Below are 13,313 nucleotides of genomic sequence, written 5' to 3'. Positions count from 1 at the left end.
TTTTTATTTTTGATCAACCAAGTATTGAAAGGTTCTATGATTACGAACGCTGACATGTTTGTAAAGTTTATTTTTCAAGAATTGAGCATGGTAATAGGATTTTACATAATTTTCCTCTTTTTCAATGCCCCAAAATAAAGCATGCGCGCCTATATGAAGATTTTCGCCACTTCTAAGTATAATTTGACTCACATATAAGTCTCTTTCCTCTGAAGTCAGAGAAGGTAAGAAAAAAAGCACATTTTTTCTGTAAAAATCCTCATACCACCAACTTGGCAAAGATTGAGCCTCCTTAAGTAACTTCCTTTTTGAAAGCAACAAAAAGGGGATGGGGAAGTCAAATTCTTTTTCAAAAAGGGAGTTAATGGCTTCAATGATTTGACTGTCATTCCATTCGGATTCAAGAAATAAATTGCCACTATTGATGTACGAAGAGACATTAGCAAAGCCGATTTGACTTAATGATTCTTTTAAAATGGGCATGCTAACTTTATGCTTTCCCCCCACGTTTATACCTCTTAATAACAAAACATAGTTCATTAGACCTGCACCCTATTCATTTCATCTAAAGGCATTGTTGGGTTCCAACAAACTTCCCAAACATAAGCATCAGGATCAGCAAAATAGGCATGAAATCCTCCCCAAGAAACATCACTTGGTTCCTTTAAAATGGTTGCCCCAGCACTTCGAGCCAAGGATATAATGTGAAAAACGTCCTCTTTTTCTTTAACATTATAAGCTAACGTCATCCCATTAAATCGCCCCGGTTCAAGAGTAGGCAAAGTTTGATTAAAAGCCTTTGCTAAAAGTTCTAAAGGGTATAGTTCCAGTATAGGGCCATCGGTTTGAAAGAAAATAACTTCTGGATTATTATTTGACTCTTTGGTCTCAAAACCCAATCCATCTCTATAAAAAGAAACAGAGTGTGCCATATTTCGGACACCGAGGCAGATGATATTGATTCGATTCATTTTAGTCATTAGTGAACATTCCCTCGTCATTTAATATAGAGAAGACTTCCATTAAATCAGTTTTATTGACTTGAAATGGCGCTTCCCGTTTCACCAAATCCTTAGCACAGAAGGCAATCCCCACTCCTGCAGCTTTAATCATTGGCAAATCATTTGCTCCGTCTCCAACTGCGACCGTTTGAGAAAGGTCTAAATGATTTTCTTTAGCCCAATCCAATAATTTATTTAATTTTGTTTCTTTGCTAACAACATCACCGATTGTGCGACCTGTTAACTCCCCGTGCATAACTTCTAAACGATTAGCCATCACATAATCAATATCTAATTCCTGGGCTAGTCGATCAACTGTCTCATGAAATCCTCCTGATACCAAGCCAACTTTAAAGGAATGCTTATGTAAGTTTTCGACCAATTCACGTGCACCTTTTTGAAAATGAATATCTTGATAAACCTTATCAAAAATTGAAACTGGCAAGCCTTTCAATAAAGCGACTCTTTTCATAAGTGCTTCCTTAAAATCCAATTGCCCATTCATGGCATCTTCAGTAATTTGAGCAATTTCCCTTCCAAATCCGGCATGTTCGCCCAATAAGTCAATGACTTCCTCTTCTATTAATGTTGAATCAACATCCATCACTAATAAGCCTTTAACATCTGTCATCTTTTCTACCTTTCTTTACTGCTATGATTTAACTTTTAACTATTCTACAAAAACAAATAAGGACATGCAAGTAAATAAAAAAGCTTGAGTAAATTAACTCAAAGCTTTTTAAAATCTAATGTGTTCACGAGTCCGTTCATAGGAAGAAACAAATCTGTCGGTAACACCAGGTTCTACCGTTTCTAAAGCATAGGAAATTTCATCAAACGAAGCTTGATAATCGTATTCTACTTCAAAGAGATGCATAGCAATTTCAAAAGAGTTTTGGACACCAGCTTCAAAGCTACGATAACGGTTTGAATATTGTAACAACTGCTCAGTTAATGTAGCATTTTCGACAACTTGATAAGTGTAATCTTCTAAATTAGCTATCGACGCACTAGCCACATCTCTCAAGCGTGAAACAGCTTCAATATTAATTTTCCCTTTACTCAATTCATCCATCAAGGCTTCCAATTGAGTACTTGTTGTGAAGAAAACATTTAGATAATCCTGAGGAATTCCTGGTAGATGGCGTTTTTCCATAAATCGTTTAATCATATGTAATTGAGTCACATATAAATCAGCCTCTTTACGAGCATCTTCTTCAATATTCTCAATATTTTTGATTGACTCAAAAACTTCCATCTGACCTGATTCAACTGCTGATAAGGTCTTAAGGTTTTTCTCAAAAACAACCTGAAGTTCAGAATATGGAATTTCTTGTCCTTTAAAGTCTTTTGCAAGTTCGAGAACATTTTTTTCAACATCTTCGATTTCTTTTTCAAATCCCTGAACCGTTGAAGCCTGATTCTCATTTAAAATGTACTTGCGAGATAAACGTGTCATTTCTTCTTTTAACTTATCATTGTTACTTTTTGCATGTTCTAAGTAAGAAGGTATGATTTTACTATGTTTAGCAGAAACTTTAAAGGCTTTAATTTCGTGCTCAAAAAGGGCATACATGTTATCGATACGCTCTTGAATATGACTATTCTCTTCACGGGCACGATCCAAGTCTAAGCTGACTAATTCTGAAGCATTTGAACGAATGGCTTCTCGGATTTCTTGGAATTTTTCTTCGATATTGTTTTCTGCAAAATGATAATTATCTTCAAGTAAACGACGGTAACCTGACTCCAAATCATCAAGTTGATCCGGAAATTCATCTTCAAGTTTGGCAACGATTGCTGGAATTTGCTCAGTAATTTGACCTAATGCAATCGTATGCTCTTCTGCTCGATCCAAAACTTCAGATGCTTCTACAGGGTCACCAGAAGAATTTAGAGTTACAAATTGTGAGAATTCTGTCTCAATATTTTTCATTTGTTTCTCAATTTCTGGTTTTGTCGTTCCAAAATGACTATCATTTTCTGCCACTGAAGACTGTAATTTTTCATATAAATCAAGTGCATGTGTTACACGAGCACTATTTTTTTCTTCTTGCTCTTTTAAGATACTTAAAGCTTCTCGAATTGAGGTTATATCTTCTTCGACAAGATTCAATTGACTTTCAACATTATTAATTTCATGCTTTGCGCGAATAAAATTAAAGGTATCGTTATATTTTTCAGCCTCAAATAAATGATTTTCTATATCAGCAAACGAATTAAGAGTTAAGTCAACCCATTTTTGATTCCATTCTCGAAAAGACGTTTGACTTTGACCAATCAAATGGAGTTCTTTTACTTCTTCAATCTCTTCATTCACAGGTAGGCCAAAGAGATGTTGTTTTCGATCTTCTAAAGTACCGATCATTGAATCATTACGTTTACGAATAATGACGCCAATTAAATAGGCAATAATCACTAGAAGGACTATGGCTACAATCAGCAAGATAATTCCGCTTGACATCTTAATCTCCTTATTGTTTAACGATTTGCCAAATGCTAATACTAGTGAAGTTTCCTTAGCAATCAATCGCCATTTTATTAAAATTTATCAAAAATACATTATAACGTTACGATTATAACATACTTTAAAACGCTTTTCAAAGGATATTTGGCTAAATATCAAGCGTACTATAGACTGCATTTTCTTCAATAAACTCACGTCTTGGTTCGACACGATCACCCATCAACATATCGAAAACTTTATCTGCTTCCGCAGCGTCATCAACCGTAACACGAGCCATCAGCCTATTTTCAGGATCCATTGTTGTTTCCCATAGTTGATGATCATCCATTTCACCAAGACCTTTATACCGTTGAACAGAAGGTTTTGATCGGCCGACACTGTATTTTTCTAATGCTTCTTGCAATTCCGTTTCTTGATTGATACCTGGCTGGATATATTGTTTAATCTCATTTCCCACTTTTACTCCATAAATTGGTGGTTGAGCAATATAAACATAGCCTGCTTCCAATACCGGTCTCATAAAGCGATAAATCAAAGTTAAAAGCAAGGTTCTAATATGTGCTCCATCAACATCTGCATCTGTCATGATAACCAATTTTTGATAGCGCGCTTTTGTGACATCAAAGTCTGAGCCAAAACCAGTACCCATAGCAGTGAAAAGACTTCTAATTTCTTCGTTAGCTAAAATTTTATCCATTGTTGCCTTTTCAACGTTTAAAATTTTACCTCTAATTGGCAAGATAGCTTGAAACTCACGGTTTCTTCCTGATTTAGCTGACCCTCCAGCTGAGTCTCCTTCGACGATGAAAAGTTCATTTTGACTAGCATCATTTGAAGAACAATCCGCTAATTTACCAGGGAGATTAGAAATTTCTAAACCAGATTTTTTACGGGTGACTTCACGAGCTCTTTTAGCAGCTATTCGAGCTTTTGAAGCTAATATTCCTTTATCAACAATCTTACGGGCTACCTGAGGATTTTCTAATAAAAAGCGTTGAAAAGCCTCACTAAACAATCTATTGGTAATTTTAACAACTTCTGAATTTCCCAATTTAGTCTTTGTTTGACCTTCAAATTGAGGATTAGGGTGTTTTACTGAAATGACTGCTGTCAATCCTTCACGAACATCTTCACCTGTCAGATTATCATCGTTTTCTTTAAGAATTTTATTCTTTTTGGCATAGTCATTAATAACTCTAGTTAGAGCTGTTCTGAAGCCTTGCTCATGTGTCCCACCCTCATGGGTATTAATATTATTAGCGAAGCTCATAACGTTCTCATGATAACCTGTGGTATATTGCATAGCTACTTCAACAGCAATGCCATCCATTTCACCGTCAGTATAGATAGGTGTTTCGATAATAACATCTTTCTTTTCGTTTAAGTATTCAACGTATGAAGAAATACCACCCTCATAATGAAAATCATGGTTTTGTTCAATACCTTTACGTTTGTCGGCAATTGAAATTCTTAAGCCGCGGTTCAAGAATGCCAACTCTTGAATACGTTTGGCTAATTTATCGTAGTTGAACTCAACAGTTTCTGTAAAAATTTCAGGATCTGGTGTGAAATGAACCGTTGTACCAGTTAAATCAGTACTTCCGATAATAGTTAGATCGTCAACAACGACACCTCGTTTAAACTCTTGGAAGTGAATGTTTCCATTTTTATAAACACGAACATCTAATTGTGTTGATAAAGCATTAACGACAGAGGAACCCACTCCGTGGAGGCCTCCTGAAACTTTATAGCCGCCTCCGCCAAATTTTCCACCAGCATGGAGTACGGTGAAAACTGTCTCAACAGCTGGTCGACCTGTTTTAGCCTGAATGTCAACAGGGATTCCACGACCATCATCGACAACGGTTATCGAATTATCTTCCTCAATAAAGACTTCAATATGAGTAGCAAATCCTGCTAGTGCTTCATCAATCGAATTGTCTACAATTTCCCAAACCAAATGATGCAAGCCTTCGGATGAGGTTGAACCAATGTACATACCAGGTCTCATTCGAACCGCTTCCAATCCTTCTAATACCTGAATCTGACTGGCATCATATTCTTGTACGTTTTCTTCGAGGTTTTTATTTTCATCAATCATTTATTTTACTATCTCCAATAGGGATTTTTTTTCATCAACAATCAGGGTATCACATCCAGCTTTTTGTCCAGCTAAGTGATCAATTTCCCTGTCTCCAATCACTAAAGCATTGTCAATATGATATTTATCTTTTAAATAGATTATACTTTCGGGGTTTGGTTTTCTTGCAAAACCATTTGCTGCAGTGACTACTTCAGTAAAGTAGTCCAATAATTCCGCCTGTGCCAACAAAAATAAAACTTGCTGGTCACGATGTGAAATTAAAAAATTCCGAGAACCACTTGCTACAATTTTTTTAAGAATCTCTTTTGCCCCTTCTTTCCAGATAGGATTTGCGAGTTTTTTTGCTTCATTATGTTTATAACGTTGTAAAAAACCAGGCTCAGAGGCTGCAAATGTTTCAACAGCGATTTCAGTTGATTCTTTCAATTTTTGATAGACAGCATCATGGCTTCCAGAAAGTTCAAATTCTTTTAAGGTTTGGATAAAAGCTTGCGTTGACAACTCATAATTATCAAGCAAAGTTCCACCTAAATCCCAAATATAATCTTGATAGTTCATACCCCTAATTATAACATATTTTCAGTATATTATGTAGCATTTTATACAAATAAAGAACTGCCATTAAGCAGTTCTACTAAAATCATTAATCGTATTTATAACTACGGCGTAACTGTTGGCGGCTTTCATTTTCCAATTCCAGAATATGCTGGTAATGCATGGATAGTATTAGACCGACTCCAATAAGGTTAGAGATCAATGAGGAACCTCCTTGAGAAATAAAAGGTAAGGGAATTCCTGTTAGAGGTAAAATACCGATTGCAGCGCCAATATTTTCAAAAATATGAAAAAGTATCATCATGACAAATCCAGTTGAGATATAGGTGTAAAAAAGATTATTAAACTGAAAAGTAACCTTTAACATACGATAAATAAGTGTTAAATAGAGTGTCAGTAGAAAAATGGCACCCAGAAAACCAAAATTTTCAGCAATAACTGTAAATATCATGTCGCTTTCGCGAACTGGAACTGGCAAGTCCAAATGATTAAAGCCTTTTCCTAAAAAACCACCACTACCAATCGAAATCATACTCTGAGTTTGTTGATAGGCAATTCCTTCAGAAAAGTCAAAGGGTGTTAACCATGCCGAAATTCGATTCATCTGGTAAGCATCCATACCCATTTTATATAAAAGCGTCTTACCTTGTGGGGATAAAAAGACACAAAAGAATGCCAATATCAACAGCAAGGTTCCTAAGACAATTGGCAAAATAATCCACCAAGATATCCCCGAAATGAGTATGACACCACATAAAATGGCAAGAAATACCATGGCCGTTCCCAAATCTTTTTGCAGCCCAAGTAAAATTAAAACAGGTCCTGTTAACAGAAGATAAAGTCCAAGAAGTTTCCAATCATCTTGAAAATGTGTTCTATCTTTTTTCCCTTTATACCAAACCGTCATCCTTGCCAAAGCAAGAATGTAAGAGATTTTCATAAATTCGGACGGCTGAAAGATTGTTACCGATCCAATCGTTACCCAGTTCTTTGCACCTGTTGCAGCTACCAAGTTGGGACTAAAAAAGATTAGAGGTAAAATCATTAAACCAATTCCTAATAAATAAAGAAAAGGAGTCAGTTTCCATAGGCTTTTCGTGCTGAAAAACATTAGTATAAATGCCAAGAGTGATCCAAAAGCAATCCAAAGTACCTGCTGAAGCATTACTTTTGAAAGGTTCTGAGGATAGTCATGATATGTCGCAACATAGATAGACAGTAACCCAATCAGAATTAAACAAAAAACAGGCGTAATAATTCCATAATCAATTTTATTATCAATTGTTTTTTTTAAGGATACCATCGAAACCTTCTTTCTCTTAAGAAATTATACCATTCATACAGCTAAAAAATGAAAAAAGGACCAAAAATGGTCACTATTTTTGATATGAAATGACCCCTGCCGGAATCGAACCAGCAACTACTCCTTAGGAGGGAGTTGTTATATCCATTGAACTAAGGGGTCAATGCAAAATCACATTTTCTATTTTAGCCTAGAAAATGATGAATTGCAAGATTATTCCTTTAGTCTTTATGACTTTCTCTATATTTTTCCATTTTCTTTTTGAAAAGTTCTCCATTTGTAGGGGGGGTTACGGTAATAGCATTGGCCCCAGCGGCGATTACTTCACGAATCGTTTCTTCTGTTGGACCACCAGTTGCCATAATAGGAAAATCAGGAAATTCTTCACGAATTTTTTTAACAATTTTAACAGTGTTTGGCCCGCCACTGACATTTAGAATATCTACTCCGGCTTCTATCCTTCCTCTAATATCGGAAAACTCGGAGACAACGGTATAAATAATAGGGATGTCAATAAAATCATTAATATCTTTTATGGTATCAATTTTTGTTGGGCCATTGACCACAACAGCAAATGCACCCTCAGATTCAGAGAACAAACTCATATTTGCCGATCTAAAGCCAGTTGTTAAACCACCACCTACACCAGCAAGAACAGGAACAGACGATACCAACATAATACTTTTTAAGACAGCTGGATTTGGTGTAAAAGGGTACACTGCTAACACAGCATCTGCATTATTATTTGCAATCAAGGCAACATCCGTACTAAATAAGACCGATTTTATGCGTCTTCCATAGACATAAATACCAGAACATTCACGAATCACTTCGGGCATTTTGATAATTTCTTTGCGTAAATCGGACATTACACTTGGGGCTACTAGTTTTTTTTCGGTCATTAATCTCACTCACCATATGCTTTCTTTTTCTATGAAAATATTGTATCACAGGACTAGCAACTTTGATTAAAAAAAATCAGAAATCGGAAAATATTTTTAAGGCTGTATATTATTTTTTAAACATAAAAAATAATCCTTTAAAAAGATGTTCCCATTGATGATTCTTGAAAAAGAAAAAGCCCACCATTTCTGGTGACGCTTCTCGACGCAACTGAGCACGGCCTACGAGTGTGGCAAAAAAGATAATCTTCCCTAGAGTCCTAGGTCTCTTCGTCGAGATTCCTATTTTTGCTTTTCTCCTCTGAGGAACTTTTCATCTTTTTTATGAATTGAGCTCGGGCTGAAATTTCGGAGAATAAAAAAACTGCCTTGTGACAATGTCACAGAGGCAGTTTCCTAATTTTCTGTCGATTTCTAGACAACCTTGGTATCTTAGATTAACGACGGATTTCTTTGATACGTGCTGCTTTACCTTGTAATGCACGTAAGTAGTAAAGTTTCGCACGACGAACTTTACCGTAGCGAACAACTTCAATTTTATCAACACGTGGTGTGTGAATTGGGAATGTACGCTCAACTCCGATACCGCCAGAGATTTTACGTACTGTGTACATTTCTGAAATTCCTTGACCTTTACGTGAAATAACAACACCTTCAAAGATCTGAATACGTTCGCGAGTTCCTTCGACAACTTTTGCGTGAACGCGTACAGTGTCTCCAGCGCGGAATTCAGGGATATCAGAGCGAAGTTGACCTTCTGTCAAACTTTGGATTAATGGATTCATTTTCTATTCTCCTATCTTACTAATCATAAGTACTTGTCCCAGCGGATTAGCCGTAATTTCATGTGTCCATTACACACAAGGATTATTTTACTATAAAAAGAAAATCTTGTAAAGTTTTTTTCTTTACAAAAGTTGGAGCTTTTGCTTTGGATAAATGCTGTGCTTGCGATCGATACTATAGGCAAAAACAAGTACGATAAAATAATACAAAAAATGTTCTGGTCCAAAGACTTCAAAACCAATCAAGAAGGGAGCTAAAAAGGTATTCGTAGCACTAGAAAAAACAGAAATATAACCAAGGGCAGCAACTGTTTCGAGGGGTAAACCAAAAATAGGGGCTAGAACGATTCCCAAAGAAGCACCTATGGAAAAGAGAGGGGTGACTTCTCCCCCTTGAAAACCCGCAGCAATGGTTACAACTGTAAAGAATAGCTTAAAGAACCAATCGTAAGGCTTAATCGCATGATTTGTGAATGATAGTTGAATCAAATTAGTTCCTAAGCCGCTGTATCGCCCCTGATAAAAGAGAAATAAAAGCAAACTCAATAGCAAACCCATTACAGCAATTCGTAAGTAGGGATTAGGGAAGCGTTCAGCAAGTAGGTTTTTGCCATAAGAAAGCAGGTAGGCAAATACATTTCCCGCAACGGCAAATAAAAGTCCTAATAGGGCAAGTTTAAGCACTAATAAAAGGGTAATCGGTTCTGGGTTCCCAATAGCAACCGAAAATTTTTCTAAACCTAATCTATGGGAAGTCGCTGATGCTGTCAGCGCAGCCAGAGTCATTGGAATTAAAGCATTCAACTTGATACTATCTAATACTAAAATCTCAAGTGCAAACACAATTGCCGCCAAAGGCGTCTGAAAAAGTCCAGCAAAACCTGCCGACATTCCAATGAGTAAAAATGGTTTTGAAAGATCTTTATTTTTGGTATAGGGGGCAAAGTAATGAGAGAGAGTAGCACCAATTTGTACTGCTACTCCTTCTCGTCCAGCACTTCCCCCAAATAAATGGGTTAGCCAGGTTGAAAAAATGACTAAAGGAATCAGAACGAGTGGTATGTCCTCTTCTTGGGCACGACCAACATCAAAAATAAGTCCCATACCAGCTTTAGCCTTACCCCCAAAGCGATTATAGAGATAGACGATCAACAAACCTCCAAGTCCTAGAAATGGTAGCAACATGATCAGATGATTGTCTCTAAAGGCTGATATGTCAAGAAGTCCTTTACCAAAAATAAAATCAATAACTCCTACCACAAGTCCTATAACAAGGGCAAATAATGACAGGAGAGTCGTTTCTTTGAGATTAACTATTTTTAATTCACTGATGTTCGTCATGTTTCTTCAATCTTTCTTTTTGATAATGACGCGAACTTGCCATAATGCCTTGATAAGTCAGCTTAATCGCATTTTCAAGTTTTTTATTTTTTACAGTTGAAGCTACCTTTTCAAGGACAACTTCTTCACGATTCCTATCTAGTACATCAAGCTTATTATTTTTCTTATAGTCAGCTACAAAAGACACTAATTCTAAGCGTTTTTCAAGTAATTGTACCAATTCTTGGTCAATCTTATCAATTTCAGTTCTGATTTTTACTAAATCCAACACAATACTCTCTTTTCATCGTTAAAAAGAAAAAAACTAGGTCATACCTAGCATTTCCATTTGTTTCTAGTGACTTAAAGTTGATTTGCAGCTTCCGAAATAGCTTCTGCAAAAGCCTCTAAATTGTCAATATCCTCATCTTCAGCTGCTAGATCTACTTTTACTGAATCTGCGCCTTTGACTGCTCCAGTTAGAGCAAACTGTTCTTCAAATTCATCAACTGATTTACAAAAATAATCGTAAAAGGTATCACCAGAGCCAACAACACCATATATTTTTCCAGAAAGATCCAAATCTTGTAAATCTTCATAAAAATCAACGATTTCGTCTGGTAAATCACCATCGCCGTATGTATAGGTTGCAACAATTGCTATATCAGCATCTTCAAATTCTGAAGCATCCACTGAAGTGCATTCGTCGCATTCAACGTCATGCCCTAATTCTTGCAGTTTATTTGCCACAATATCAGCGATTTCTTCAGTATTCCCGGTCATGCTGGCATAAACGATTTTTGCTAATGCCATATTTTCCTCCAAAAATTAAACTGTACTTATTCTATCACATTTTTTAAAGAAAATCACTAGTCAATTCATGCTTTAAAAGCGTAAGGCATTTTCTATATTCTAAACACATTAAATCCTGGGTTTGTCAATTCTTGACAAGTTTCTTTCTTTGTAGAAAAAAGTCATTTTTGATATGATGACACTATCAAAGACAAGGAGGTTCATATATGACTGACTATATTTTACCTGACGTTTGGCAAAATACGGCAAAGGTCGATGATAATAATCAACCAACTGCCGGTAGTCGTTTTGAGCAAAAATTACCACAAGGTCCTCAACCCTATCAACTCTATACTTTGGCAACACCTAATGGTATTAAACCTTTAATACTGTTAGAAGAATTGATAGCATTAGGTATCAAAGATGTCGATTATGAGGCTTATAAAATTAAAATTGGGGATGGACAACAATTTGGAAGTGACTTTGTTTCAATAAATCCCAATTCTAAAATACCTGCAATGCTTGATAAGAGTTCTGAGAAGGTCATTCGTCTTTTTGAATCGGCAAATATCCTTCTTTATCTTGCAGAGAAATACCATCACTTTTTAGGAGAAAATGCCATTGAACGTCATGAAATTCTCAACTGGTTATTTTGGCAAACTGGGGCAGCGCCTTTTGTTGGAGGGGGCTTTGGCCACTTCTTCCATTATGCACCTGAAAAATTAGAATATCCCATTAATCGTTACACCATGGAAACAAAACGCCAGTTGGACCTTTTAGATAAAGAGTTGGCAACAAAAGACTATATTGCAGGAAACGCTTATAGCATTGCTGATATTGCCATTTGGTCTTGGTATGGTCAACTTGTTCAAGATCGTCTTTATAAGGATGCAGCTACTTTCTTAAATGTAGCTGACTATCATAATCTTCAAGAATGGGCTGACCGTATTGGACAAAGACCTGCTGTCAAAAGTGCTCTTACAAAAAATCTCATAGAAATTGATTAAAAAAGGATAGCTAAGGCTATCCTTTTTCCAATTCTCTAATAATGCTCAGAACACTTTCCATCTCTTCTTGACTACCTATTGAGATTCTTAAATAATCTTTGATTCTATCAGCGTCAGCAAAGTATCTAGTATAAATGTGCTTTTCTTTTAAGGTTTCATAAAGGTATTTGGCTGAAAAGCTCCGCGGTTTTACCAAAAGAAAATTGGTAGAACTCGGTAAAACCTTATAACCAAGCTGACTCAGTTCCTGACTGAACCAATCTCTGGTTTGGCAAATAGCTGCTATGGTCCCCTCATAATAAGTCCAGTCTTCAACAGCTGCAATAGCTAATGCTTCAGCAATACTATCCAAATTATAAGGATTAACAGAATCTTTAATAGCGTGCATGAGCTGGATGATTTCAGGATGGCCAATCCCATACCCAACACGTAATCCAGCCAACGAGGCATCCTTTGAAAAGGTTCGAACGATAAATAGGTTTGGGTAATCTTTTACGAGTGAAAGAGCTGATTGACCTCCAAAGCTGATATAAGCCTCATCTACAACAACCATGACACGTGGATTAGCTTTTAAAAGGTCTTCAATCTCAGTTAAAGGTTTTGCTAAGCCTGTTGGAGCATTAGGATTCACTAGAACGATACCACCATTTTTTTGTAAATACCCTTGATTTGTCAGTTCAAACGATTCATCTAATGGGATTTCTTGAAAGGGAATGCCATATAGTTCAGCCAATACTTTATAAAAACCATAGGTGACATCGGGAAATAAGATAGGTTCTGGATTATTGAAGAAAGCTAAGAAAGCCATAGCTAAGACCTCATCACTGCCACTTCCAATCATGACCATGTCTTTTGTGATTCCCAAGTGATTCGCAATTGCTGTTCTCAAAGCAATTTGTTCGACAGGTGAATAACGCTTTAACTGATCTACATTGAAATTGTTTAATTTTTCAGAGACCTTTGGGCTTGGAGGATAGGGGTTCTCATTGGTATTAAGCTTGATAATTTCTTTTTCATTTGGTTGTTCACCTGGAACAAAGGCTTTAAGGTCACGTAAACCTCTGATGGCATTCATAA

The 13,313-nt window shown here is 36.3% G+C and carries 14 protein-coding genes and 1 tRNA gene; 1 reads left to right on the top strand and 14 read right to left on the bottom strand.

From position 1 onward, the window contains the following. Positions 1-3: 3 nt before the first annotated feature. From DQM95_RS03760 to DQM95_RS03700, 13 genes are all read right to left on the bottom strand, one after another. Complete coding sequence (locus tag DQM95_RS03760) at positions 4-540, bottom strand: DUF1697 domain-containing protein (protein ID WP_111685942.1); 537 nt, start codon at positions 538-540, stop codon at positions 4-6. Then, positions 540-971, bottom strand: a complete 432-nt coding sequence (locus DQM95_RS03755; RefSeq protein ID WP_037592523.1) for a VOC family protein — start codon at positions 969-971, stop codon at positions 540-542. The genes DQM95_RS03760 and DQM95_RS03755 overlap by 1 nt, the downstream gene beginning before the upstream one ends. A 1-nt stretch (position 972) precedes the next feature. Next, positions 973-1,632, bottom strand: coding sequence for a phosphoserine phosphatase SerB (gene serB / locus DQM95_RS03750; RefSeq protein ID WP_037592317.1), 660 nt, complete (start codon positions 1,630-1,632; stop codon positions 973-975). 108 nt (positions 1,633-1,740) lie between these two features. Then, positions 1,741-3,465 (bottom strand): septation ring formation regulator EzrA, encoded by a 1,725-nt coding sequence (ezrA, locus tag DQM95_RS03745; protein ID WP_012658169.1) that lies wholly within the window; start codon positions 3,463-3,465, stop codon positions 1,741-1,743. Between the two features lie 151 nt (positions 3,466-3,616). Beyond that, positions 3,617-5,569 (bottom strand): DNA topoisomerase (ATP-hydrolyzing) subunit B, encoded by a 1,953-nt coding sequence (gene gyrB, locus DQM95_RS03740; protein ID WP_037592318.1) that lies wholly within the window; start codon positions 5,567-5,569, stop codon positions 3,617-3,619. Further along, entirely contained in the window at positions 5,570-6,130 is a 561-nt protein-coding gene (locus DQM95_RS03735; RefSeq protein ID WP_012658167.1) for an HAD-IA family hydrolase, read from the bottom strand. 85 nt (positions 6,131-6,215) lie between these two features. Further along, complete coding sequence (locus DQM95_RS03730) at positions 6,216-7,430, bottom strand: FtsW/RodA/SpoVE family cell cycle protein (protein WP_012658166.1); 1,215 nt, start codon at positions 7,428-7,430, stop codon at positions 6,216-6,218. Between the two features lie 90 nt (positions 7,431-7,520). Further along, positions 7,521-7,592, bottom strand: a tRNA-Arg gene (locus DQM95_RS03725). 59 nt (positions 7,593-7,651) lie between these two features. Further along, positions 7,652-8,332, bottom strand: a complete 681-nt coding sequence (locus DQM95_RS03720) for a beta/alpha barrel domain-containing protein (protein ID WP_012658165.1) — start codon at positions 8,330-8,332, stop codon at positions 7,652-7,654. A gap of 437 nt (positions 8,333-8,769) precedes the next feature. Next, the gene (gene rplS, locus DQM95_RS03715; RefSeq protein WP_001068667.1) at positions 8,770-9,117 is read right to left on the bottom strand and encodes a 50S ribosomal protein L19; all 348 of its coding nucleotides are present in this window, start codon (positions 9,115-9,117) and stop codon (positions 8,770-8,772) included. A 123-nt stretch (positions 9,118-9,240) separates the two neighbouring features. Continuing rightward, positions 9,241-10,458, bottom strand: a complete 1,218-nt coding sequence (locus DQM95_RS03710) for a chloride channel protein (RefSeq protein ID WP_111685941.1) — start codon at positions 10,456-10,458, stop codon at positions 9,241-9,243. After that, complete coding sequence (locus tag DQM95_RS03705) at positions 10,442-10,729, bottom strand: chorismate mutase (RefSeq protein WP_407574488.1); 288 nt, start codon at positions 10,727-10,729, stop codon at positions 10,442-10,444. The genes DQM95_RS03710 and DQM95_RS03705 overlap by 17 nt, the downstream gene beginning before the upstream one ends. 71 nt (positions 10,730-10,800) lie before the next feature. Continuing rightward, positions 10,801-11,250 carry a flavodoxin gene (locus tag DQM95_RS03700; RefSeq protein ID WP_037592319.1) on the bottom strand — a complete coding sequence of 150 codons (450 nt, stop codon included), beginning with the start codon at positions 11,248-11,250 and terminating at the stop codon, positions 10,801-10,803. A 206-nt stretch (positions 11,251-11,456) separates the two neighbouring features. On the opposite strand from DQM95_RS03700, the gene yghU reads away from it, so the two are divergent. Next, on the top strand, positions 11,457-12,236 hold the full coding sequence (gene yghU / locus DQM95_RS03695; RefSeq protein WP_012658161.1) for a glutathione-dependent disulfide-bond oxidoreductase: 780 nt from the start codon (positions 11,457-11,459) through the stop codon (positions 12,234-12,236). 16 nt (positions 12,237-12,252) lie between these two features. Here the strand turns inward: yghU and hisC are convergent, their stop codons facing one another. After that, a complete protein-coding gene (gene hisC / locus DQM95_RS03690; protein WP_037592320.1) occupies positions 12,253-13,311 on the bottom strand; it encodes a histidinol-phosphate transaminase in 1,059 nt (352 codons plus the stop codon). Positions 13,312-13,313 lie beyond the last annotated feature (2 nt).

The sequence above is a fragment of the Streptococcus uberis genome (assembly GCF_900475595.1).
Taxonomy (GTDB): Bacteria; Bacillota; Bacilli; order Lactobacillales; family Streptococcaceae; genus Streptococcus; species Streptococcus uberis.
Note: the sequence above shows the minus strand (reverse complement) of the source record. Positions and strands in the feature narration are given on the sequence as shown.

Excerpts from the sequence above, each read along its gene's own strand:
- DQM95_RS03760 (WP_111685942.1), bottom strand. The coding sequence starts at position 540 with ATGAACTATGTTTTGTTATTAAGAGGTATAAACGTGGGGGGAAAGCAT.
- DQM95_RS03755 (WP_037592523.1), bottom strand. The coding sequence starts at position 971 with ATGAATCGAATCAATATCATCTGCCTCGGTGTCCGAAATATGGCACAC.
- serB (WP_037592317.1), bottom strand. The coding sequence starts at position 1,632 with ATGACAGATGTTAAAGGCTTATTAGTGATGGATGTTGATTCAACATTA.
- ezrA (WP_012658169.1), bottom strand. The coding sequence starts at position 3,465 with ATGTCAAGCGGAATTATCTTGCTGATTGTAGCCATAGTCCTTCTAGTG.
- gyrB (WP_037592318.1), bottom strand. The coding sequence starts at position 5,569 with ATGATTGATGAAAATAAAAACCTCGAAGAAAACGTACAAGAATATGAT.
- DQM95_RS03735 (WP_012658167.1), bottom strand. The coding sequence starts at position 6,130 with ATGAACTATCAAGATTATATTTGGGATTTAGGTGGAACTTTGCTTGAT.
- DQM95_RS03730 (WP_012658166.1), bottom strand. The coding sequence starts at position 7,430 with ATGGTATCCTTAAAAAAAACAATTGATAATAAAATTGATTATGGAATT.
- DQM95_RS03720 (WP_012658165.1), bottom strand. The coding sequence starts at position 8,332 with ATGACCGAAAAAAAACTAGTAGCCCCAAGTGTAATGTCCGATTTACGC.
- rplS (WP_001068667.1), bottom strand. The coding sequence starts at position 9,117 with ATGAATCCATTAATCCAAAGTTTGACAGAAGGTCAACTTCGCTCTGAT.
- DQM95_RS03710 (WP_111685941.1), bottom strand. The coding sequence starts at position 10,458 with ATGACGAACATCAGTGAATTAAAAATAGTTAATCTCAAAGAAACGACT.
- DQM95_RS03700 (WP_037592319.1), bottom strand. The coding sequence starts at position 11,250 with ATGGCATTAGCAAAAATCGTTTATGCCAGCATGACCGGGAATACTGAA.
- yghU (WP_012658161.1), top strand. The coding sequence starts at position 11,457 with ATGACTGACTATATTTTACCTGACGTTTGGCAAAATACGGCAAAGGTC.
- hisC (WP_037592320.1), bottom strand. The coding sequence starts at position 13,311 with ATGAATGCCATCAGAGGTTTACGTGACCTTAAAGCCTTTGTTCCAGGT.